Below are 22,040 nucleotides of genomic sequence, written 5' to 3'. Positions count from 1 at the left end.
TAATCATTACTAGCCAGAGACTAGCGATTGGATACAATCGCTTCCGCTAGCCTCCGGCTAGTGGATAATACTCCAGCCTCTGGCGAGGTTTATAGCCGAAATAAATACAAGCTTTTTTTATCTTTTTCTAGCATGTGTTTAATTTAGCATCATTCTTTAAACCAAGACCTTATTTCAATGAGTCAATTCAGAAAAACTACTTCCAATGATACCTATTTCATCACATTAACTTTGGTGGGCTGGATAAATTTATTTGATAGAGAAGATTACAAAAGAATTATTGTAGAAAATCTTTACTATTGTCAGAAAAATGAAAATCTAGAGATATTCTCTTACGTGATCATGAGCAACCATATACATTTGGTATGCAGAAGAATTGATAAGGATTTAAACGAGTTAATAGGAAGGTTTAAAAGCTTTACTGCAAAAGAATTTATAAGAGAAATTAATAATAACCCCAAAGAAAGCAGAAGCTACTGGCTTCTAAACTTATTTAAGCATTTCGCAACATTAAGTAATCAATTTAGAGAATATAGACTTTGGAAAACTAATAATCAACCAACACTAATTTCTGACAGTAAAATCTTGGATCAAAAAACAAACTACATACATGAAAATCCTGTAAGGGCTGGCATTGTGACTGAACCTCAATATTATAAATACAGTAGCGCATGTTTCGATAGTCCATTAACGATCTTAGAAAGCTAAAGAATACAGTACCGGATGACTTAGCTTCCTAATCCTTGCCGGAGGCAAAAGTAAGCATCACTAGCCAGAGGCTAGCGATAGCCCAATCTATATCTTCCGCTAGCCTGCGGCTAGTGAAAATTACTACCGCCTCTGGCGAGCTAGAAAAACCCCTCCCCAGCAGCCTCTTCAGTAATCCTCTCCGAATTTTCCTTTCCTAAATACCGATCTATAAAGAAATGAGCTATGTAAAGAAGTGGCGTGAGTAAAATAGCCAGTGCACCTTTATATATATAATTAATGACTCCAACAGAAAGCACTTGCTCCATGCTCCAATTCCCAAAAACAAAGAAGGCAATCCAAAGCACCACAAAGCTATCTACTAACTGGCTGACTAAAGTAGAGCCTGTTGCCCTGAGCCAAATTTTTCCACTTCCGGTAAATTTTCTTAGGTGCTGAAAAACCAACACATCCAAAAACTGTCCGATCAAGAAAGCAGTTAAGGAGCCCAAAATAATCCCTAAACCCTGCTGAAAAATTACTCCATACGCATAATTGATATTGAATTCATTGCCTTGTGGATCAGGTGAATTAACGTTTAACCAGAAATCAGCGGGAGCTAATTTTGTAACACCATAAATCACAAAAAAAGAATAGAGAATAAACAATGCAGTCAAAAAGCTAATTCTGCGAACGCCCTTTTTCCCGAAATATTCATTAATAATATCAGTGGTGACAAACACAATAGGCCAAATGATTACGCCTGCAGTAAGATTAAAATCTAATACAAAGTCTCCAAACAGTTTGATCTGAGCGGGTGGAAAACCCAAAGTGGCTTCAGCCGAAAAAATCTTCACCCCTAGAATCTCAGCTAACAGAGCATTGGTTAGGAATATCCCGCTTAATACAATAAAGAGATTTCTTTTTTTTCTATTGAGCGACCCGTTTGACTTTACCGCATCCATTTTATTCTTCTATAGTAAAAACTTGGCCTTCTTGTGCCAAGGCAGTATTAGCAAATTCCTTTTGAGCTTCTTCCAGTAAGGGATCTAACTCTTTATAGCGATTTGAAAAATGACCAATCAACAATTGACCCACTTTTGATTTTTGAGCAAAAATACCTGCTTGCTTCGCAGTTGTATGATAGGTCGCTTCAGCCCTTTCCAAGTTCTCATGTAGAAATGTTCCTTCATGATAAAGTAAATCCACTTCCTTCACTAAAGGAATGATGTCTTCATTGTATTTAGTATCAGAGCAATAAGCATAACTCCTCGATCGCTTTGCTGGTAAGGTGTAATCCGAATTTTTAAATTTCACTTCCCCGGCTTCATTCACTACATCCTTTCCCTTCTTTAGGATGTTAATATCACGCACGCTCAATTCTCCTACTTTTTCTTTCTTCAGCCTTTTTGGTTTAGGTTGTTCTTTAATTAAAAACCCAGTGCATGGAATTCTGTGATTGAGTGGAATGGTTCGAACTGTTAATTTGGGGTGATCTAAGATCAATTCTGATTGATCTCCCCTTAGTTCCTGGAAATGAATAAGGTAACTTAAATGCGTATTCGCATACTTTAAATGAAGCTGAATAATTTCAGATAAGCCAAGAGGCCCATACAGATATAAATCAGTTTTTCTTCCATTCAAATGCATGGTGGATAGCAGTCCCATAAGACCTAAGAAATGATCCCCGTGCAAATGACTAATAAAAATATGGCTTAAGCGATTTTTTCTTAAGCCATATTTTTTCATTTGAATTTGTGCAGACTCTCCGCAATCAATCATGATTTGCATGTCTTGAATCCGCAAGACCTGCGAAGTATGATGCCTTCCATGAGCTGGGGCTGCCGAATTGGAGCCTAATATGTGAACTTCAAAAGACAAGGAATTTTACTCGCTATCGTCTTCTTCACCTAACCCTTTTTCCAATTCGTGCATGAAAACAGATTCCACTGCCTCGTGAACGGTTGGTAAAATATCAAATACTTTATCTAATTGAGAGATTTTAATCAATTTCTCTGTGTGCTCAGTGGGAGCTGCAATGATGAAAGCTCCACCATTTTCTCCAATCACCCTGTTTCCTACCAATAAAGCACTCAATCCTGATGAATCTACATATTTCACTTCTGACATGTCAATCACCATATTCTGTACTCCTTCTGCCTGCATGGTAACCAAATCAGATTTGAAACCTGATGCCACTGAAGAATCAAATTTTTCTTCCTTAATTTTGATTAATGAATACTTCTCTTCTTTATCAATTGAATATTTCATGTTTATCTTATTTAAAACTTTTAGGTAATGAACTTACATAAAGGTAACTTCTTATTTAATCTTTTCTAGGATATTTTGTTCAATCGTTTCTAATACGTTATTGTAGTCACGGGGTTGGAATTTCTCACCCGTAACTTTTTCGAATAACTCAATGTATCGATTAGATATTTCCTTTATCTTTTCATCTGTCATTTCAGGAATCTGTTGGCCCTCTTTACCTTGAAAACCATTTTCAATCAGCCACTCCCTTACAAACTCTTTTGACAATTGCTTTTGCTTCAATCCCTTAGCTTGATTTTCTAAGTAAACATCAGAATAAAAGAAGCGGGAAGAATCTGGCGTATGGATTTCATCTATCAAAAAGATTTTATCGCCCACTTTACCGAATTCGTATTTTGTATCCACCAAAATCAGTCCGTTTTTTGCCGCAATTTCAGATCCTCTTTTAAATAATTTCTGAGTGTAAGATTCTAGTTTTTCGTATTCTTCTTGGGACACTAATCCCTGCTTTAAGATTTCTTCTCGAGAAATGTCTTCGTCATGTCCTTCGTGGGCTTTGGTAGTAGGCGTAATGATAGGCTGAGGCAATTTATCATTTTCCTTCAAACCTTCTGGTAATGAAACTCCGCAAACACTGCGTTTCCCATCTCTATATTCCCGCCAGGCATGGCCGGCCAAATAACCTCTGATCACCATTTCCACTGGATAGGTTTCACAATTAAATCCCACACTCACATTTGGATCAGGATTTGACAAAAGCCAATTCGGAACGATGTCTTCTGTATCTTTTAGCGCTTTTGCGGCAATTTGATTTAGTACCTGTCCTTTAAAAGGGATAGCCCGAGGCATCACCACATCAAAAGCAGAAAGGCGATCTGTAGCCACCATTACTAATTGATCAGGAGTTGTATAAACATCCCTTACTTTCCCTCTATAAAAATTTTGCTGATTAGGCAGCTGAAAATTGGTTTCTCTAATTGCTTCCATTAGGGCAAAAATAGCTAAGTGTTGGCAGATATAAAAGATAGGATGTAATTGAATTTATCAATAAAAATTTATCTGTAGGCCTGCTTCATTACTTTCATTTCTCTACCTTTCTTTTTGCTTAATCAAAAAGAAACAAAAAATCAAGATAGTTTAATGCTTCTAGCCTCAATTCCAACGCTGGCTCGCTAAACTTTCCTCCCTCCCACTTTTCCGAGTTCCTCGGAAGTGGTCGATTAAATTCTTTTCCAACTATTGCCTAAATTTTGAGCTATATTATATTTTTTGAAAGTTTTATTACGCACTCAGAGTACTTAATAAAAAAGACGTATTTCTATTTATGACATTCTTAGTAAAAAGCTGTGATTTAAAAAATTTATAGGATTTTCCATTGTATTATCAGAAATTATTACAAACCTTTGTCGTTCAATTTGAAAAAGAATAACACCATAGCGCAAAATTTTACTTCATTAGCAACAATTGCTTTTGATGCTGTGAATGTATTGCGTAACCGCCAGGTTCGCAGGTTTTTCTTTAGGGCATAGCCCTTTTCTATTCTAGGATACCCTATGCGGGAATCCAAAAACTCATATTTTATAATTATTCAATTTCATTTAGTAACGCTGAATCCTATTTACCATTTTGAAAAAATAGAGGTGAGGCAATTCAATTTTTCATTCAATGGAAAAATCCAAATTTCATATTAGAGTTGCTACGGAAGCAGATCAAGTTTATGCTTCCAACATTATAGAAGAAATGGCAACATCCGCTGCCAAAAGAGGGACTGGTATTGCCCGTAGATCAGTTGAATATATAGAAAAAAAGATGCTGGAAGGCAAAGCAGTAATTGCTTTGACCCTAGATAAGGTATGGGCAGGCTTTTGCTATATCGAATCATGGGATCATGAGAAATATGTTGTCAATTCGGGCTTAATTGTAGCTCCTGAGTTTAGAATGACAGGTTTGGCTAAAGCCATTAAATCTGAAATATTTCAGTTAAGCAGAAAGAAATATCCCAATGCGAAAATTTTCGGCTTGACTACAGGGAGTGCAGTAATGAAAATCAACTCTTCTTTGGGCTATATCCCCGTGAGCTACTCAGACTTAACAAAAGATGAGGAGTTCTGGAAAGGCTGTCAAAGCTGTGTGAATTATGATATTCTGCAGTCTAAATACAAGCAGAATTGCATTTGCACCGCCATGTTATACACTCCCAAGCCTGAAAGCAAAGGCAAGGCGCTAAGGAAGAATTTCACCAAAAACATCAAGCTATTTGAGCGCTGGACCAGGATCAAAAAGCATGTGATGCTAAAACTCAAAAAGCATTCATCTCAATTGGTAAATTTATTTTAATCATCTATTGAGCTTAAGCCCTGTGAGGTCACCTTACTGGTCGTTTCTCCCATGTCGTTCGAGTTTGTGTCTTCACAAACTCTGAACTAAAAGCCCTGTGAGATACAGGGCTGGGCGAATAATAGTTGGTTGCATTATTGAAAACCGGTTTAATAAATATGAATACATAGAATTGAATTAAAAAAATAAAAATATAGATTATGAAAAAAGTTGTTTTAGCCTATAGCGGAGGTTTGGATACCACCTTCTGCGGCTTATACTTATCAAAAGAATTAGGCTATGAAGTCCATGCCGTTTTAGTCAACACCGGAGGATTTTCTCCTGAAGAATTAAAAGCAGTGGGTGCTAAATCCAATAAATTAGGCATCGCTTCCTTTACAGTAATCAATCGATTGGAAGAATTTTATCAGAAGGTCATTAAATTTCTGGTATTTGGTAATATCTTAAAAAATCAGACTTATCCTCTATCGGTCAGCACAGAAAGAATAGTACAAGCTCAAGCCCTAGCACTTTATGCAAAAGCAATCGGGGCAGATGCCATCGCGCATGGAAGCACTGGCGCTGGTAATGACCAAGTTCGATTTGATATGATTTTTCAAATTCTTATGCCTGAAATCGAAATCATTACTCCAATTAGAGATTTAAAATTGAGCAGAGAAGAAGAAATTGAGTTCCTAAAAGCGCAAGGTGTTGAAATGGATTTTAAAAAGTCAAAATACTCCATCAATAAAGGGATATGGGGAACTTCAGTAGGCGGTGCTGAGACTTTGACTTCAAATCAATATTTACCTGATGAGGCATTCCCAACTCCCATCAGTAAAACAGAAGCGGAGGAGATATCGCTTACTTTCAAAAATGGAGAGTTAATCGGCTTAAATGATCAAGAATTTGCCCATCCAACCGAAGCCATTCAAACTTTGGAAAAAATTGCCAGCCCTTTTGGGATTGGTCGGGATGTGCACGTGGGCGATACCATTATTGGGATTAAAGGCAGAGTCGGTTTTGAAGCCGCTGCTGCGATAATCGTTATAAAAGCACATCATCTATTGGAGAAACACACGCTAACTAAATGGCAGATCTTCTGGAAAAATCAATTATCTGAATTTTATGGAAACCATTTGCATGAGGGACATTATCTGGATCCGGTAATGCGAAATATTGAAGCGATGTTCTTGGACAGTCAGCAAACGGTAAGTGGAAAGGTCTATGCGAAATTGAAACCTGAGCATTTCAGCTTGATAGGAATTGAATCACCACATGATTTGATGTCTAGTAAATTCGGCAGTTATGGAGAAATGAATTTGGCGTGGACAGCTGAAGATGCAAAAGGGTTCACCAAAATATTAGGGAATCAAACCGCAATTTATCACCAAATAAACAAAACTCATGGATAAGTTAAAAGCAGGAATAGTGGGTGCTGCAGGCTATGCTGGAGGTGAATTGATAAGATTATTGTTACATCATCCGAAAGTAGAACTGGATTTTGTTTTGAGCAATAGCCAAAATGGAATGAAAGTAAGCAAAGTGCATACCGACTTACTTGGAGAAACTGAGTTGACCTTTAGCAATTGCTTGAAAGAAAGTGCTCAGGTGATTTTTTTGGCGATGCCCCATGGGAAATCAGAAAAATTCTTGAAGCAAAATAAAGTAGCGGATGATGTTTTAATCATTGACCTAAGTACAGATTTCCGAAATGAAACGGAAGGTTTTGTCTATGGACTCAGCGAAGTATTTCAGGATAAAATCAAATCATCAAAGCGCATTGCCAATCCGGGTTGCTTTGCCACAGCAATTCAAATGGCTTTGGCACCTGCTATTGCCAAATCTTGGGTGCAGCAAAGCATTCATGTAAGTGGTATTACGGGAAGCACTGGAGCAGGCACAATTCCATCAGAAACTACTCATTTTAGCAGGAGAAATCAGAATGTATCTTCTTATAAGTTATTCGAACATCAGCATTTGCATGAAGTCAAGCAGACTTTCACTCAATTGGATTCAAATTTCAAGGAAGACATCCTGTTTGTACCCTATAGAGGGAATTTCTCAAGAGGGATTTTAATAACTGCCTATTTTCCTTTTAAAGGAAATCTTGAAGAAGCAAAAAAGAAATTTATAAAATATTACAAATCCTCAAGCTTTGTTCATATATCTGATGACTTAATTGATTTGAAACAAGTGGTCAATACCAACAAATGTCTATTGCATCTTGAAGTAAAATCAGGTCAGTTGATTATTACTTCCATCATCGACAATCTTCTGAAAGGAGCTGCAGGACAAGCAGTACAAAACATGAATCTACATTTAGGCTGGGAGCAAGCCTTAGGATTACAACTAAAAGCCACAGCTTATTAAATCAACAGAAATGCAAAATTTTATAAAATTTGAAACTCAATCCACTGCTGAAAAATTAATTCAATCAGCCCTTCAATTTAAGGAAAAGCCTTTTTTGCAAAAAGAATTGGGCAAAGACCTTAGAATAGGACTAATTTTTCTAAACCCAAGTTTGAGAACCCGTGTGAGCACACAAATTGCCGCCAAAAATCTCGGTATGGAGGCTATTGTTTTCAATATCGACAAAGAAGGCTGGGCACTGGAATTTGAAGAAGGCGTCATCATGAATGAAAACAAAGCAGAGCACATCAAAGAAGCGGCATCAGTATTAGGTAACTATTTTGATATCTTGGCTATTCGTGCCTTCCCCATTTTAACAGATAAAAAACAGGATATAGCGGATAAGGTTATCCATCAATTTATCAAATATAGCCAAATCCCGGTAGTGAGTTTGGAAAGCTCAAGTCGCCACCCGCTCCAATCTTTAGCTGATATGATGAGCATTGAAGAAACTTGGAAACAGCATTCAAAACCAAAAATAGTTTTAAGCTGGGCACCACATGTAAAGGCACTACCTCATGCAGTTCCCAATTCTTTTGCAGAATGGGCGCTAGGGATGAATCATGACCTGACCATCACTCAACCTAAGGGGTATGAATTGGATGAGCATTTCACAAATGGAGCAAAAATTGAATATGATCAAGAAAAAGCTGTAGCAGATGCGGATTTTGTGTACGTCAAAAACTGGAGCAGTTACCATGATTATGGAAATTTACCGAAAGTAGAAGGCGATTGGCTTTTAAAAAGTCATCATCTAAAAGAAAGTGCCAAAATTATGCATTGCCTGCCGGTAAGAAGAAATCTGGAATTGGCCGATGAACTTTTGGATGGCAATAAAAGTCTAGTGCCTTTACAAGCTGAAAATAGAATTTACGCAGCTCAGGCTGTGCTTTTTGAAATTATTTCTCAAATCAAAGCCGGAAATGCTAATTAAAAATTCTAAGTGTATGTAACCTACACAGCTGGTGACAGACTAATGCTATTATATCAAGGAAATTTCATTAAGGAATTTTTCGCTAAGGCGAAAAACTTTTTGTTTTCCCTGCCTGCGGCAGACAGGTTTTGTTTCTATTGTGGTGGGAATTAGCAAAGGTTGGTAAAAATTAACAAATATTCTTTTTTAACCACAAAAGATACAATAGAACACAAAGGAAAATAACCTGCAAATTAAATGAAAATGAAGAATAAAGAAGTCGTGAATATCATTAAAATAGGAGGAAAAACCATTGATAATGAAGAAGCTTTAGCTCAGTTTATCACATCCTTTTCCAAAATACCAGGACAGAAAATCTTGGTTCATGGCGGTGGAATTTTGGCAAATCAAATAGGTGAAAAAATGGGGATATCGCCTCATTTTCATGAAGGCAGAAGAATAACTGATGAAGAGACGCTCAATTTAATCACCATGGTTTATGGCGGATTGATCAATAAAAAGATAGTAGCCAAACTTCAAGCATTAAAAGTGAATGCAATTGGCTTGAGTGGTGCGGATGCAAATTTGCTTAAGGCAGAAAAAAGAGCAGTAAAAACGATTGATTATGGCTTTGCAGGAGATATTCAAAAAGTAAATAAGGACTTCCTTGAAAGCCTATTAACGCAAAAATTAACTCCTGTCATTTGCCCGATTACGCATAACGGAAAAGGGCAATTACTGAATACCAATGGCGACACAATTGCCATGGAAATTGCCTGTGCCTTGCAAACGCAGTTTGAAGTGAATTTATGGCTATGCTTTGATAAAAAAGGAGTTTTGTTGGATGTTGACGATGAGAAATCAATTATTCCACAACTAAACCCTAAATCTTATGCAGAACTTTTGTCTAAATCCTTGATTTATGACGGCATGAAACCAAAATTAGAGAATGCATTTCAAGCTTTAAAATCTGGAGTATCAAAAATAAGAATTGGGTCGGCAGATGATATCGATAAAGCAATAGCCGATCAAAAAACAGGAACCTTTATTTGTGCATAATGGAAAATACTCAACTCATAGACTTGAAAGCTAAAGCCATTCAATTATTAAAAGAATTGATAACAATTGACTCTTTCAGCAAAGAAGAGGATAAAACTGCTGATGCAATAGGGCATTTCCTGAACAGTGAATCAGTGAGTTTTAAGCGGATAGGCAATAACCTAATCGCCTATAATTTTCATTTTAATGAGCAAAAGCCTTCCATTTTGCTTAATTCTCATCATGATACAGTAAAACCAAATGTAAGCTATACCAAAAATCCATTTGAGGCAATAGAGGAAGGTGGAAAACTTTATGGGTTAGGAAGTAATGATGCCGGAGCTTCATTGGTAAGTTTAATTGTCACTTTTCTATTTTTTTATCCTAAAGATATTCCCTACAACCTCATTTTTATCGCTTCCGCAGAAGAAGAAATAAGTGGACAAAATGGAATCAGCAGAGCGCTTGAACAAATTCCGATATGCGAAGTGGCCATAGTAGGCGAACCGACAGAAATGAAACTGGCAGTAGCAGAGAAAGGCTTATTGGTAATAGATGCCGTTGCAAAGGGAAAAGCCGGACATGCTGCCAGAGACGAAGGAGAAAATGCCATCTATAAAGCTATGGAAGACATTCTGAAAGTCAGGGATTTTAAATTTAAAAAATCATCAAAATATTTAGGCGAGAATAAAGTAAGCGCCACATTGATAAAAGCAGGACAGCAGCACAATGTCGTGCCTGATGTTTGTGAATTCACTTTGGATGTTAGGATTACGGATGCTTATACTTTAGAGGAAGCCTTTGAAGAATTACAAAGCCAATTACAAAGCGAATTAAAAGCTAGATCATTCAGATTACAAAGCTCTTTTCTTCCTGAAAAGCACAAAATAATGGAAGTAGCGATAGTATTAGGATTGGAAAGATTCGGAAGCCCAACTTTATCTGATCAGGCACTTATTCCATTTGACTCCGTAAAAATCGGTCCGGGGAAATCGGAACGCTCTCATACTGCAGATGAATTTATTGAAATAAAAGAAATTGAAGAAGGCATTGAAATTTACATTCAATTGCTGGAAAGATACATGAACCATCAAAATACCACAAAATGAAGATCTGGCAAAAAAACACGGACTCCTTAAAAGAAATAGAACAGTTCACCATTGGGAAAGATACTGAATTTGATCTTCTATTAGCTCCATATGATGTATTGGGCTCCATAGCACATATAACTATGTTAGCGAAAATTCAGCTAATATCTGACAACGAGTTCGAGGCTCTATCGAAAGAATTAAAAAATATCTATCAAGAAATTCAAGGAGGTAAATTCCAAATTCAGGAAGGTGTTGAGGATATCCACAGCCAAATCGAGTTTTTGTTAACGGAAAGATTAGGAGATATAGGGAAGAAAATCCATAGTGGACGATCAAGAAATGATCAAGTACTTGTGGATTTAAAATTGTTTTATCGGGATAAAGTCAAAGAAATAGTAGAGTCCAGCAAGCAATTATTTGATCTTTTGCTGCACCTTGCTGAAAAACATAAACAGGACTTGATGCCCGGCTATACTCATACTCAGCTGGCTATGCCCTCTTCGTTTGGCTTATGGTTCAGTAGTTTTGCTGAGTCTTTGGCGGAGGACATGGATATCCTGTTTGCCGCCTTTCAAATTATAGATAAAAACCCCTTAGGTTCGGCTGCCGGTTATGGTTCATCCTTCCCACTAGATAGAACCTTCACCACTGAAATACTGGGCTTTTCAGACATGCACCACAATGTAATTAATGCTCAAAGCAGTAGAGGGAAAACCGAAAAAACTCTAGCATTTGCATTGAGTGCTGTTGGAGGTACGCTTAACAGAATGGCATCAGACATTTGTCTTTTTATGAATCAGCATTTCGCTTTTGTTAGCTTCCCAGATGAATTCACAACTGGTAGTAGCATAATGCCACATAAAAAAAATCCTGATGTTATGGAACTCGTGCGTGCAAAAAGTAATCAACTGCATGCCATCCCAAATGCCATTATATTGAATGATACCAATTTAACTACAGGCTACCATCGCGATAAGCAATTATTGAAGGAATACATTTTTCCTGGTATCGAAACCACTTTGGATTGCTTAAATATCACACACTTTATGTTAAAAGAAATTAAACTGGAGCAAAATATTTTGGAAGATAAAAAATATCAATACCTATTTAGTGTGGAAGAAGTAAACAGATTGGTAAAAAGCGGTATATCCTTTAGAGATGCTTATAAAAAAGTGGGCTTGGATATAGATAAAGGAGATTTTAAGGCCGCAGCTCAACTAGACCATATTCATGAAGGGAGTATCGGGAATTTATGTTTGGAAGAGATTAATGAAAAGATGCAATCTAAAATCAAACGTTTTAATTTTAGTATGATTGAGCTTAGTAAAGGAAGATTGCTGGGGTAAAAAAATGTTGAGAACGAACACCGTAATTTTAAAGAATAGAATTGAAACTGAGATTCAAGTACACAAGATTCCTGACTGCGCAGGAATGGCGCACAAAAAACAGTTTGAAGCTGGATTGGAAGTGAATACTTTTAAAAGAACTCTAAAAAAAATGGCTACCTTAATTAAAAAGTAGCCATTTTATGATATTTTAATTTAGCTTATTAAGCCATTTGAGCATTAATTTTGTCAGCTAAAACCTGTTTTGGAACTGCACCAATTTGCTTATCCACAACTTCTCCTCCTTTGAAAACCAACAAAGTAGGAATGCTCCTGATTCCGAACTTAGCAGACACATTAGGATTTTCGTCAACGTTGACTTTTCCAATTACCGCTTTTCCATCATAGTCTCCGGCTAATTCTTCGACCAATGGGCCGATCATTTTACAAGGTCCACACCACTCTGCCCAGAAGTCAACCAATACTGGTTGGTCTGATTTTAATATTTCTTCAAAATTGCTGTCAGTTATTTCTACAGTACTTGCCATCTTATTTTCTATTTAATTAATTTCTTATTCTGTCTTTGAAAACGTAAAGATAGAAAAAATTGTTGCTACACACATTTCTATTTCAGTAACAAATGTCACATCTGCGACTATTGTTTAAAATTTGAAAAATACTCCATCTTAAAAACCCCTTAAATAAAGCTAAAATCAATAAACTTAATTGATAAAATTGATCCGCTTATCATAAAATTCTATTTGAAAAGCTTTTACTATCTTACTGTTTAATTGAAAACATCCGCTAATCTATCCATCAATTCATTTGCTTATACTTAAAACCAAACCTGTCAGGTTTTAACTTTCAAACTGAGTTGGAAAATTTTAGCCCTCTTCTTTATTAGAATTTAAGAAACCTGACAGGTTTAACCACATAATTTTATAGCTCTTCTTGAACCTTACCACACTTCAGCATTTTATCACCAAAATATGGATTACGGATTTCTTCTTTATCACTTAACCAAAATGCGCCTTCATTATTAAATGCCATCGGGCAAAATTGCTTATACACTTTTTGATCTTTACTTTCTGCATTATCTTTAACTAATGCATAAACCTCTTGACTTAAATCATCAAAACCAGAACGGATTTCCTCAACATCTTCTTGGTCATGCATTTCTTTTGTTAATGACTTGATTTGCTCAAATTCTGAGCCAACACTCTCCAACAACTTGGCTAAAGCAGATTTTGCTTCCTTTGCATCTGTATTCACCAAAGCGTCTTTCACATTAAAATACGAAGACAAAATGCTCTTCAACTGCTCTGAACTAACTTCCGAAGTAGACGCCTGCATTACTTTCTCCTCCTGTGGAGTTTCTTCAGCTACTTTTTCTTCTGACTTTTTTTCTTGGCTGCATGCAAATGTTAGCACAGCTAGTGCCAATAAACTTACTATTCCTTTTTTCATTTTTATAAAATTTACTCTTGTTGCAAATGTAAAGTTAATTAATTGAATTTATTGTTATTTCAGATCGCTTAGTCCTTGTGATGATAACAAAAATTTCGAGCTCCTTCAAGCAACCGAAAAATGAATCCCATTTAGGACACCGATAAAACGGGGCACTTTTTTAACATAGCACTTATGATACTTACTCAATTTAGAATCTTAAAATCTCTAACTAATATATAAATACTGAATACCAACACCTATAAGCAACCAAAGGTAGGCTACAAAAGACATGTATTTCAAAGTCTTTTCTAATAGCGGACTCTTAGGGGCCATTTCTTTGTGATGCATAATATCTTTACCCTTCACAAAACCGAAGTAGATTAAAACACCTGAAATGATGAAGAATGCAACATTCATAAAAAGTGTATAATCCACTTTAAAAAATGATTGCTCCATTATAGAAATTGAGGCAGGATCAGGCAACATATTTAAAAGGTCAAATCCATAGTGAAGACCTAAAGAAGCAACTATTAATGAAGCAAATAAAAGGAAGAGTATAAAAAAACTCATCCGCCATCCGTAGTATTTAGCATTAATTCTTAAAACTGGAAAGACTACCAAATCACTAAAGATAAAAGCCATTACTCCTGCAAAACTCACTCCCTTACCAAACAACAATGCGGCTAAAGGAATATTCCCCATAGATCCAATAAAAGTTAAAAATGCTGCTACAGGGCCAATCACAACGTGCTCTAGAAGTGTAAAAAAGGAAAATGATTCTTCGCCATTTCCGGTATTAATAAATAAAGTTTCAAAAAAGCTGTCGGGCACAAAAGCTGCCACTATTCCTGCAATGGTAAAGCCGATGGTAACATCTTTCCATACCATTTTCCATTCCATGAAATATTGCTTCCCAACTTTCGCCCACTCTTTCTGTGATTTAATCTTGTCTTTAAAGCTTACTTTTTCAACATCCCCTTCCTCTGCAGAACCTAAATTATCTTTAGCCTTCTTAATTAATTTAGAAGGGTTAATAAGCCGGACTAATAGCCAACTAAATAATATTAAAATTACACCTCCTACATACTCTCCCACTACAAATTGCCAACCCAGAAAAATAGAGATGACAATACCCAGTTCTATCACCAAATTGGTAGAAGACAACATGAAAGCTAAAGATGATATAAAACTGGCTCCCTTCTTAAAAAGAGATTTAGCAGATGCCAAAGCTGAAAAACTGCAGGAACTACTAATAAACCCAAAAAAGGTTCCCAGAAAAACCGATTTAGCTCCGCTTCCTCCCATCGTTTTCTGCATTCTCTCTTCGGTCACAAATACCTGGATCATACTACTCAAGGCATATCCTAGAATAAATGCCCACAGTGCCATCCAAAAAAAGCCAATTGAGGTGTTAGCAGCTTCACCCCACTTTATTAAAAAATCATTCATAAAAATTAATTTTAGTTCATAAAATTTATCTTTTTGAAAAAAAGCATAGAAATCGTTTCAATACCAAAAGTCTTGAAAAACAACTTAATTTATCACCTTTTCAACCTCACCACATGTTAGCATGCTAGATCCGAAATAAGGATTCACAATCTCTTCTTCCATACTAAGCCAATCTGCGCCCTGGTCATTGTCAGCCATGGGGCAATGTTGTAAATATAGCTTCTCCCTAGTGGGACTAAAGGTCTCCGTCATTTCAATCATCCAGTCGGAAAGTGCAATAAAATTCTTCCGTAAGCTTTCAATATCATCATGATGATGAATATGCTCCAGCACTTTTTCCATCTTAGCATGATAGCCCATCCATTTGTCATGAACATCATCCTGAAATGCCTGCATATCAATTTTTTGATAAACTGATTTCAATTCCTTAGCTCGAGCTAAAGCAGACTGAAAATCATCTTTAGTCAACGCTTCTTTTAATTGAAAATAGGAAGGGTATAGTCTTCGTAATTCGGCTTGTGCCTCATCTGAGATCTCAACAGCAAAATCATCCTGCCTTTCAGCACTCATCATACTTGGCTTACCTGCAAGTTGAGCAGCTGCATCAATACTAAACGCTCCCTGAACAGCGATCTCTTCTCCTTCTGCTAATCCACTTTCAATTACATATTCATCATTCAAAGGCAATCCTAAGTCGATTCCCCTCATTACAAAGCTTATTCCCTTTTCCGTGTGCTCTTGCACATAAACCACAGATTTTTTGCCAGTCCACATTACTGCCGACTTAGGTATAACCACAACAGATCTAGCTTGATTCTCATAATTTATTTGGCCTGAAACGAGCATCTCAGGTTTCAATTTTCCATCAGTATTTTGAATATCAGCTCTTGCCTCCGCTACTCTACTTTGAGCACTCAATGTTGGATTAATAAAGTCGATCTTTCCCGAAAATTCTTCATTGGGAAAAGAAGCAATTTTGAAATCCACTTTGCTTCCAAGTTCAACAAAAGGGATATCTTGCTCATATACATCAAAGACTACCCAAACTTTGGAGAAATTATTCAACTGAAAAAGTGATTGCCCCTTCTGCACATAGTCCCCTTCCTTCACTTTCTTTTCAGTTACATAACCTGAAAAATCAGCCATAATTTCAAATTGCTCTCTGGGCCTACCTAAATCAATAATCTTCTCAATCTGCGCATCATTTAACTTCCAATTTTTCAGTTTCTCTATGGCAGCTTCAAATAAGCTTGGCTGCATTTCCCTATCATTATAGGCTTGAAGCAATTCCTCTTGAGCCGTCAATAGATCCGGAGAATATAGGGTAGCAATAACTTGCCCTTTTCTGACATATTCACCTGTGTAATTCAATCTCAAATTTTCTATTCTGCCCGGAAAATGTGCGGAAAGCGAATAATTTTGCTTTTCATTCGCCTGGATTTTTCCTGTCACTCGAATATCCTTTTCAATTGATTTGCGCTGGACCTTAGCGGTGCTCACCTGCGCCAATTGCATAGCAGTAGCTGACATACTCACAGCATCTGGGCTCAGTACATCACTGTTAGATTCATCTAAAGGAATAAGGTCCATCCCACAAATTGGACAGTCTCCTGGTTCGTTTTGTCTGACCGAGGGGTGCATTGAGCAAGTCCAGACTTCAGGAACCGATTCTTCGATCTGCTGATTATCCGATGTATTGATGTGCTGATGACTTGATGTGCTGATGAAGTAGCCAAGTATACCTCCAGCAACAACACTGATTAGGATGACTAATATAATTGTTTTAGTGTTTTTCATGATTGATATTTTCTGGTGGTGGAATCCTTTAATTAGTTGAATTTGAAATTAGGTATTCATATTTCTGCATGCTTATGTTGAATTCAGATTCAGCATTTGCTTTCAACCTTCGGTATTTTAAAAACTGTTGCTGAATTCGTAAAACCTCCTCAAAATCAGCCCCTGAATTGGCATAGGTCTTCCAAATAATTTCCAATGTGCTTTCTGTCTTTTTGATTTGCCTTTCATATAAGTTCAAGAGTTCCAGCTGTTCCTCTATTTCAAAAACAGTAGATTCATATTCCGTATCCAACTGATTTTTGACGTTTTGCTTTAGTAAGGAATAGCTCTCCTGCAGGAGTTGTGCTTCTTTCTTTTGGGCATTATATTTCTTTCTAAAAATTGGTAAACTCACACTAACCATAGGCATGAATACATCTTTACCATTATCAGCCAAACCCATGTCTTGCCTTTCCCCTACTATCACATAATCCAACCCAAGACCAACTTTTGGCAAGCCTTGCTTTGATGCTAACTTCTCATTGGCCTTGGCAGATTGTAACTTATATTCTAAAGACTGCATCAGTGGATGCTGATCAAAAAGCGAATCTTTTACCATTGAAGGCTGAAAATCTATTGCATTCAAAGTATCTGGAATTTTAATCACAACCTCAGCATTAAGCACATTTTGAAGGGCTGTTGCCAAAGACTTCTCTTTTTGTTTTAAGATTTCAAGATTAGTTTTGGCATCATCTATCATGATATCCACTCTTAGAACATCTACCATACTGGCATTTGAACTGCTAAATTTCCCCTCGGCTAGTGATTTATAAGATTTCAAAATCTCAATGTTCTCATGCTCGATTTGCTTTAGCTTTTGTAATTCGTAAATCGGATAGTATTTAGCAGCTACCTCCCAATACAACTTATTCCTTGTATCCAAAAAAGATTGAAATCTGGCTTCAGCTTCTAAAGCCACCACATTTTTCTGCGCTTTAAGAGTTCCAAACCAGGGAAACATTTGCGTTAAGCTAAAGCGTGCCAGCTGCGGCCCACCCGGGTCTCCACAGGAGATACAAAATAGCCGATGGATAAGTTAGGGTCTGGCAGAGAAGATGCTTGAGGGAGCTTCTGCAGTGCCGCTTCGTAAGCTTTATATTCAGCCTGTAATTTAGGATTGTTTTCTACTGCGATTTTAAAAAAAGAATCTAGCCTATTCGTGCTATCCTGCCCATTTGTGGAAAACGATAGCAACGCCAAGAAACAAATCGACAAAAATAACTTGAAATATTTTAAAATATATAGATGTCTCATTTTTGCTTACTTTAAAGTTCTTTCTTTTAGGATTTTTTTATTTTACTTTCCTCCTTTAATGCATAAAGCACAGGAATCAAAAAGTATGTTAAAGATGCCATTAACATTCCACCAAAAGCAGGAATTGCCATCGGCACCATGATATCAGAACCTTTGCCAGTTGAGGTTAGAATGGGGAGCAAAGCGATTATCGTTGTGGTTGAAGTCATGACTGCCGGTTTAATCCGCTTTTTACCTGCTTCAATCACTGCACTCCTAATTCCTTTGATATTATCAGTCTTATTTTTATTGAAACTTTGGTCGAGGTAAGTCGCCATAACTACACCATCATCGGTAGCGATTCCAAAAAGCGCAATAAAGCCAACCCAAACTGCAACACTCAAGTTTATGGTGCTGATTTGAAATAATGATCTGAAATTAATGTCAAACCATTCAAAATTGAAAAACCAATCTTGCCCATAAAACCACAGCATGATAAAGCCTCCACTAAAAGCCAAAGCAATACCCGTAAATACCATTAAGCTTGTAAGCACAGACTTAAACTGAAAATACAGAATCAGGAATATGACTAAAAGTACTATCGGAACAATAAAACTTAGTCGCTTTTCTGCACGGACCTGATTTTCATAACTACCAGAGAATCGATAATTGACTCCTTTCGGAACCACTAATTCACCTTCATCAATTTTTTGCTGAATCAGCTTTTTAGAATCTTCCACGGCTGTTACCTCAGCAAAGCCATCCTTTTTATCAAATAACACATAGCCCACTAAAAAAGTATTCTCACTTTTAATGGCTTGTGGCCCTCTTTCATATTCTATATCCAAAATCTGTCCCAAGGGAATTTGAGCTCCGGTTGGCGTAGAAATGAGCATTCGCGAAAGTTCTTCAGGATTCTCTCTTAATTCCCTCGGATATCTCACCCTCACAGGAAAACGCTCTCTGCCCTCCACAGTGTTCGTGATAGTCATTCCCCCAATTGCTGTTTCAATAAATTGCTGCACAGCCTCAATACTCAAGCCGTAGCGAGCAATTTCTTCTCTGTCGATATTGAGTAACATATAAGGCTTCCCCACTATTCTATCGGCAAAAACTGCTTCGGATTTAACAGAAGGCACTTCTTTAAGGATATTCTCTAATTGCAATGAAAAGGATTCTATAGTTTTCAGGTCGGGTCCGAAAACCTTAATTCCCATAGGAGCCCTCATTCCAGTTTGTAACATTACTAGCCGTGTTTCTATTGGCTGTAGTTTTGGTGCTGAAGTAACGCCAGGAATATTGGTTACTTTCTCAATTTCATTCCAGATATCATCAGGACTTTTGATCTTCTCTCTCCAATTCCTAAAATATTGTCCGTCAGAATCTGTGATCAAATAATTTTCAAATTCTCCATCAATTGAAAGTGAAATTTCATCTTGCAATTCCTTTTCAAATTCATTTGCCTCTTGATCTACAAATTTTCTGCTCTTAGGATCAAAAAATATTTTTCTCTCATTTGAATCAAGCTGCGATAATCCGTTGTCAGACTTGATATAAAAGTCATCATTTGCATTCATTTTGAATCGTTGCCTCTTCCCTTTCTGATTTAAAATGTATTCAGGTTTGTAATTGATGACATTCTCAAACATGGAAACCGGGGCAGGATCCAATGCAGATTCTACTCGACCTAACTTGCCAACAGTCAGCTCTACTTCTGGAATATTGGTCAACATCATATCTAGCTGACCTAATACTTTCCTATTATATTCAACACCTGAATGAGGCATGGAAGTTGGCATTAGCAAAAAGCTCCCCTCATCTAATGTTGGCATAAATTCTTCACCAATCCCTGGGAAGGTTGAGGACAAGAATGTCCAGCCTCTAGTTTTATCTAATTTTACACCTACTTTCTCAAATCCTGTGGCTAGGAAGCCGAAAACAGTATTAAAGCCTAACCAAATTACAATTCCTAAAAGAATAAAAAAGCTTGGTATCGATAAAAAGACCTTCTTATTGTCAAGACAAACGCTTAAGATTCTTTCATAATACGCTTCAATAAGAATAAACAGCGTTAAAATAATTCCCACGATAACAGCTACAAAAATGAAATTAGTGAGGATAGATTTAGCAGGTCCAAGGGGTAGCCAGTAATCAGCCAACAACCACAAAACTGCGAAAAGAGCAATAATCAAATCAGAATGCTTCAACGACCACTGAATAAAATTCGTCAGTTTAACTTCTTTCTTCTCTATGACTTGCTTTGCTAAACCTAATAGTCCGAAAAGCAGTACCACAACCCCAGCCCACGTATGGCCCAGTACCAAAGCTGTTAATCCTAAAAAGATCAGAACAGGATTTGATAATTTCTTCAACCAAGCATTTTTAATTTTGAAACCGAAAAACACATGTGCTAATGCTGGCAATATCAACAAGCTTACTAGTAGCGCTGCTATCAAAGCAAATGTCTTAGTGAAAGCTAAAGGACTAAACAATTTACCCTCTGCAGCCTGTAATGTGAAGACCGGAATAAAACTCACAATAGTGGTAGAAACTGCAGTGAGAATAGCGCCAGAAACTTCAGCCGCCCCATTATAAATTGTAGTGATGAGTTTTTGATCATTTGGAGCATCATCCAGATGCTTGATAACGTTTTCAGTAAGAATAATACCCAAATCGACCATGGTTCCTATCGCAATAGCTATACCTGATAAGGCCACAATATTAGCCACCACTCCAAAATAACGCATGGCTATGAAAACTATTAATACAGCAATGGGCAGCAAGGAAGAAATTAAAAGCGAGGCACGCAAACGATACACCATAACAGTAATCACCAAAATGGATATCAAGATTTGTAATGACAATGCATCTTCTAGGGTTCCTAAAGTTTCATAAATCAGGTTAGATCTATCATAGAAAGGAACTATTGTCAATTGACTTTTCCTGCCATCTGCTAGCGTCTTGGACGGCAGACCAGGGGAAATCTCTCTGATTTTGTCCTTTACATTATTAATTACTTGTAGTGGGTTCGCTCCATATCGGGCTACTACTACACCTCCTACTACTTCGGCACCATCCTTATCCAAAACTCCTCTACGAGTAGCCGGTCCAAGAGAAACTCTAGCGATATCTTTGATTCGAACAGGGGAATTGTTATTCACTGCTACTACCGCCAGTTCAATATCTTCGATGTTTTCAATGTAGCCTAAACCTCTCACTAAGTACTCTGCTTGATTAATTTCAATGGTTTTAGCTCCTGCATCTCTATTCGAGTTTCTTACTGCGCTCATCACCCTCATCAGCGAAATGTCATAAACTTTAAGTGCATCAGGGTCTACATCAATTTGATATTCCTTCACAAAACCTCCTATAGAAGCCACTTCTGAAACATCTTCCGCTGCGTTCAATCCATATTTCACATAAAAGTCCTGAACCGAACGGATTTCATGCAAATCCCATCCACCAGTAGGATTTCCTTCATCATCTCTACCTTCTAGTGTATACCAATAAACTTGGCCCAAAGAAGTAGCATCTGGACCCAAGGCTGGCTGCACTGATTCTGGCAATAATCCACTTGGTATTGAATTTAGCTTTTCTAGAATTCGAGAACGAGTCCAGTAAAATTCTTTGTCTTCATCAAAAATGATATAAATACTGGAAAATCCGAAAATAGAAGAACTCCTAATTGTTTTTACTCCTGGAACTCCTAAGAGATAGGTCGTTAAGGGATATGATATCTGATCTTCAATATCCTGAGGGGAACGACCTTTCCATTCTGTAAATACTATTTGCTGATTTTCACCATAGTTAGGAATAGCATCGACCGGTACAGGGTCAGATGGTAGGAAATTGACGTTCCATCCAAAAGGAGCTACAGCAACACCCCACGCTATCAACAGCGCCAAGAATAAAAAGGTTACTAACCTATTATATAAGAAAAATTTGATGATTCGATTTAACATAAAAAATCCATTGATTTAAACATAGAAAATTCATTGATGGAAATATCTTCCTCAATGA

General features: G+C 37.0%; 20 protein-coding genes. 9 read left to right on the top strand and 11 right to left on the bottom strand.

All coding sequences use genetic code 11. The features are described from left to right. Positions 1 to 177 precede the first annotated feature (177 nt). Positions 178 to 708, top strand: a complete 531-nt coding sequence (locus Q3Y49_RS08855; RefSeq protein ID WP_303271954.1) for an REP-associated tyrosine transposase — start codon at positions 178 to 180, stop codon at positions 706 to 708. Positions 709 to 848: 140 nt separating this feature from the next. Here Q3Y49_RS08855 and Q3Y49_RS08850 read toward each other — a convergent pair whose 3' ends face one another. Genes Q3Y49_RS08850 through Q3Y49_RS08835 form a run of 4 tightly spaced genes read right to left on the bottom strand, consistent with a single transcriptional unit; the run spans position 849 to position 3,945 of the window. Then, on the bottom strand, positions 849 to 1,652 hold the full coding sequence (locus tag Q3Y49_RS08850) for a queuosine precursor transporter (protein ID WP_303271953.1): 804 nt from the start codon (positions 1,650 to 1,652) through the stop codon (positions 849 to 851). Position 1,653: 1 nt separating this feature from the next. Continuing rightward, positions 1,654 to 2,568 (bottom strand): ribonuclease Z, encoded by a 915-nt coding sequence (locus Q3Y49_RS08845; protein ID WP_303271952.1) that lies wholly within the window; start codon positions 2,566 to 2,568, stop codon positions 1,654 to 1,656. A 6-nt stretch (positions 2,569 to 2,574) separates the two neighbouring features. Further along, on the bottom strand, positions 2,575 to 2,958 hold the full coding sequence (locus tag Q3Y49_RS08840) for an STAS domain-containing protein (protein WP_303271951.1): 384 nt from the start codon (positions 2,956 to 2,958) through the stop codon (positions 2,575 to 2,577). 51 nt (positions 2,959 to 3,009) lie between these two features. Beyond that, on the bottom strand, positions 3,010 to 3,945 hold the full coding sequence (locus Q3Y49_RS08835) for a phosphoribosylaminoimidazolesuccinocarboxamide synthase (protein ID WP_303271950.1): 936 nt from the start codon (positions 3,943 to 3,945) through the stop codon (positions 3,010 to 3,012). Between the two features lie 678 nt (positions 3,946 to 4,623). Here Q3Y49_RS08835 and Q3Y49_RS08830 point away from each other — a divergent pair. The 8 genes from Q3Y49_RS08830 to Q3Y49_RS08795 all read left to right on the top strand — a co-directional run bounded on the left by Q3Y49_RS08830 (position 4,624) and on the right by Q3Y49_RS08795 (position 12,249). After that, positions 4,624 to 5,295: a GNAT family N-acetyltransferase gene (locus tag Q3Y49_RS08830; RefSeq protein WP_303271949.1), complete on the top strand. Its 672-nt coding sequence runs from the start codon at positions 4,624 to 4,626 to the stop codon at positions 5,293 to 5,295. 200 nt (positions 5,296 to 5,495) lie between these two features. Further along, the gene (locus Q3Y49_RS08825) at positions 5,496 to 6,689 is read left to right on the top strand and encodes an argininosuccinate synthase (protein ID WP_303271948.1); all 1,194 of its coding nucleotides are present in this window, start codon (positions 5,496 to 5,498) and stop codon (positions 6,687 to 6,689) included. Beyond that, a complete protein-coding gene (argC, locus tag Q3Y49_RS08820) occupies positions 6,682 to 7,647 on the top strand; it encodes an N-acetyl-gamma-glutamyl-phosphate reductase (protein ID WP_303271947.1) in 966 nt (321 codons plus the stop codon). Before Q3Y49_RS08825 ends, argC begins: the two co-directional genes overlap by 8 nt. Positions 7,648 to 7,657: 10 nt before the next feature. Beyond that, positions 7,658 to 8,620, top strand: coding sequence for a Rossmann-fold NAD(P)-binding domain-containing protein (locus Q3Y49_RS08815; RefSeq protein WP_303271946.1), 963 nt, complete (start codon positions 7,658 to 7,660; stop codon positions 8,618 to 8,620). 243 nt (positions 8,621 to 8,863) lie between these two features. Next, positions 8,864 to 9,658, top strand: coding sequence for an acetylglutamate kinase (gene argB / locus Q3Y49_RS08810; protein WP_303271945.1), 795 nt, complete (start codon positions 8,864 to 8,866; stop codon positions 9,656 to 9,658). Beyond that, a complete protein-coding gene (locus Q3Y49_RS08805; protein WP_303271944.1) occupies positions 9,658 to 10,746 on the top strand; it encodes a M20 family metallo-hydrolase in 1,089 nt (362 codons plus the stop codon). Before argB ends, Q3Y49_RS08805 begins: the two co-directional genes overlap by 1 nt. After that, positions 10,743 to 12,074 carry an argininosuccinate lyase gene (gene argH / locus Q3Y49_RS08800; protein WP_303271943.1) on the top strand — a complete coding sequence of 444 codons (1,332 nt, stop codon included), beginning with the start codon at positions 10,743 to 10,745 and terminating at the stop codon, positions 12,072 to 12,074. The genes Q3Y49_RS08805 and argH overlap by 4 nt, the downstream gene beginning before the upstream one ends. Positions 12,075 to 12,078: 4 nt before the next feature. Further along, complete coding sequence (locus tag Q3Y49_RS08795; RefSeq protein WP_303271941.1) at positions 12,079 to 12,249, top strand: hypothetical protein; 171 nt, start codon at positions 12,079 to 12,081, stop codon at positions 12,247 to 12,249. 28 nt (positions 12,250 to 12,277) lie between these two features. Here Q3Y49_RS08795 and trxA read toward each other — a convergent pair whose 3' ends face one another. From trxA to Q3Y49_RS08760, 7 genes are all read right to left on the bottom strand, one after another. Then, complete coding sequence (gene trxA, locus Q3Y49_RS08790; RefSeq protein WP_303271939.1) at positions 12,278 to 12,601, bottom strand: thioredoxin; 324 nt, start codon at positions 12,599 to 12,601, stop codon at positions 12,278 to 12,280. Between the two features lie 391 nt (positions 12,602 to 12,992). Then, on the bottom strand, positions 12,993 to 13,520 hold the full coding sequence (locus tag Q3Y49_RS08785; protein ID WP_303271938.1) for a DUF3347 domain-containing protein: 528 nt from the start codon (positions 13,518 to 13,520) through the stop codon (positions 12,993 to 12,995). 207 nt (positions 13,521 to 13,727) lie between these two features. After that, positions 13,728 to 14,951 (bottom strand): permease, encoded by a 1,224-nt coding sequence (locus tag Q3Y49_RS08780; protein ID WP_303271937.1) that lies wholly within the window; start codon positions 14,949 to 14,951, stop codon positions 13,728 to 13,730. Between the two features lie 84 nt (positions 14,952 to 15,035). Continuing rightward, positions 15,036 to 16,748 carry an efflux RND transporter periplasmic adaptor subunit gene (locus Q3Y49_RS08775; RefSeq protein WP_303271936.1) on the bottom strand — a complete coding sequence of 571 codons (1,713 nt, stop codon included), beginning with the start codon at positions 16,746 to 16,748 and terminating at the stop codon, positions 15,036 to 15,038. Between the two features lie 28 nt (positions 16,749 to 16,776). Then, on the bottom strand, positions 16,777 to 17,748 hold the full coding sequence (locus Q3Y49_RS08770; protein WP_303271935.1) for a TolC family protein: 972 nt from the start codon (positions 17,746 to 17,748) through the stop codon (positions 16,777 to 16,779). A gap of 5 nt (positions 17,749 to 17,753) precedes the next feature. Then, positions 17,754 to 18,041, bottom strand: a complete 288-nt coding sequence (locus Q3Y49_RS08765) for a TolC family protein (protein ID WP_303271934.1) — start codon at positions 18,039 to 18,041, stop codon at positions 17,754 to 17,756. A gap of 26 nt (positions 18,042 to 18,067) precedes the next feature. Beyond that, positions 18,068 to 21,982, bottom strand: a complete 3,915-nt coding sequence (locus tag Q3Y49_RS08760; protein ID WP_303271933.1) for an efflux RND transporter permease subunit — start codon at positions 21,980 to 21,982, stop codon at positions 18,068 to 18,070. Positions 21,983 to 22,040: the final 58 nt, after the last annotated feature.

This window comes from Marivirga harenae (genome assembly GCF_030534335.1).
Taxonomy (GTDB): domain Bacteria; phylum Bacteroidota; class Bacteroidia; order Cytophagales; family Cyclobacteriaceae; genus Marivirga; species Marivirga harenae.
Note: the sequence above shows the minus strand (reverse complement) of the source record. Positions and strands in the feature narration are given on the sequence as shown.

What these genes read in the sequence shown, in the direction of transcription:
- Q3Y49_RS08765 (WP_303271934.1), bottom strand. Translation starts at nt 18,041, where the DNA reads ATGAGACATCTATATATTTTAAAATATTTCAAGTTATTTTTGTCGATT.
- Q3Y49_RS08825 (WP_303271948.1), top strand. Translation starts at nt 5,496, where the DNA reads ATGAAAAAAGTTGTTTTAGCCTATAGCGGAGGTTTGGATACCACCTTC.
- argB (WP_303271945.1), top strand. Translation starts at nt 8,864, where the DNA reads ATGAAGAATAAAGAAGTCGTGAATATCATTAAAATAGGAGGAAAAACC.
- Q3Y49_RS08785 (WP_303271938.1), bottom strand. Translation starts at nt 13,520, where the DNA reads ATGAAAAAAGGAATAGTAAGTTTATTGGCACTAGCTGTGCTAACATTT.
- argC (WP_303271947.1), top strand. Translation starts at nt 6,682, where the DNA reads ATGGATAAGTTAAAAGCAGGAATAGTGGGTGCTGCAGGCTATGCTGGA.
- Q3Y49_RS08805 (WP_303271944.1), top strand. Translation starts at nt 9,658, where the DNA reads ATGGAAAATACTCAACTCATAGACTTGAAAGCTAAAGCCATTCAATTA.
- argH (WP_303271943.1), top strand. Translation starts at nt 10,743, where the DNA reads ATGAAGATCTGGCAAAAAAACACGGACTCCTTAAAAGAAATAGAACAG.
- Q3Y49_RS08830 (WP_303271949.1), top strand. Translation starts at nt 4,624, where the DNA reads ATGGAAAAATCCAAATTTCATATTAGAGTTGCTACGGAAGCAGATCAA.
- Q3Y49_RS08760 (WP_303271933.1), bottom strand. Translation starts at nt 21,982, where the DNA reads ATGTTAAATCGAATCATCAAATTTTTCTTATATAATAGGTTAGTAACC.
- Q3Y49_RS08850 (WP_303271953.1), bottom strand. Translation starts at nt 1,652, where the DNA reads ATGGATGCGGTAAAGTCAAACGGGTCGCTCAATAGAAAAAAAAGAAAT.
- Q3Y49_RS08815 (WP_303271946.1), top strand. Translation starts at nt 7,658, where the DNA reads ATGCAAAATTTTATAAAATTTGAAACTCAATCCACTGCTGAAAAATTA.
- Q3Y49_RS08840 (WP_303271951.1), bottom strand. Translation starts at nt 2,958, where the DNA reads ATGAAATATTCAATTGATAAAGAAGAGAAGTATTCATTAATCAAAATT.
- Q3Y49_RS08835 (WP_303271950.1), bottom strand. Translation starts at nt 3,945, where the DNA reads ATGGAAGCAATTAGAGAAACCAATTTTCAGCTGCCTAATCAGCAAAAT.
- Q3Y49_RS08795 (WP_303271941.1), top strand. Translation starts at nt 12,079, where the DNA reads ATGTTGAGAACGAACACCGTAATTTTAAAGAATAGAATTGAAACTGAG.
- trxA (WP_303271939.1), bottom strand. Translation starts at nt 12,601, where the DNA reads ATGGCAAGTACTGTAGAAATAACTGACAGCAATTTTGAAGAAATATTA.
- Q3Y49_RS08770 (WP_303271935.1), bottom strand. Translation starts at nt 17,748, where the DNA reads ATGTTTCCCTGGTTTGGAACTCTTAAAGCGCAGAAAAATGTGGTGGCT.
- Q3Y49_RS08855 (WP_303271954.1), top strand. Translation starts at nt 178, where the DNA reads ATGAGTCAATTCAGAAAAACTACTTCCAATGATACCTATTTCATCACA.
- Q3Y49_RS08775 (WP_303271936.1), bottom strand. Translation starts at nt 16,748, where the DNA reads ATGAAAAACACTAAAACAATTATATTAGTCATCCTAATCAGTGTTGTT.
- Q3Y49_RS08780 (WP_303271937.1), bottom strand. Translation starts at nt 14,951, where the DNA reads ATGAATGATTTTTTAATAAAGTGGGGTGAAGCTGCTAACACCTCAATT.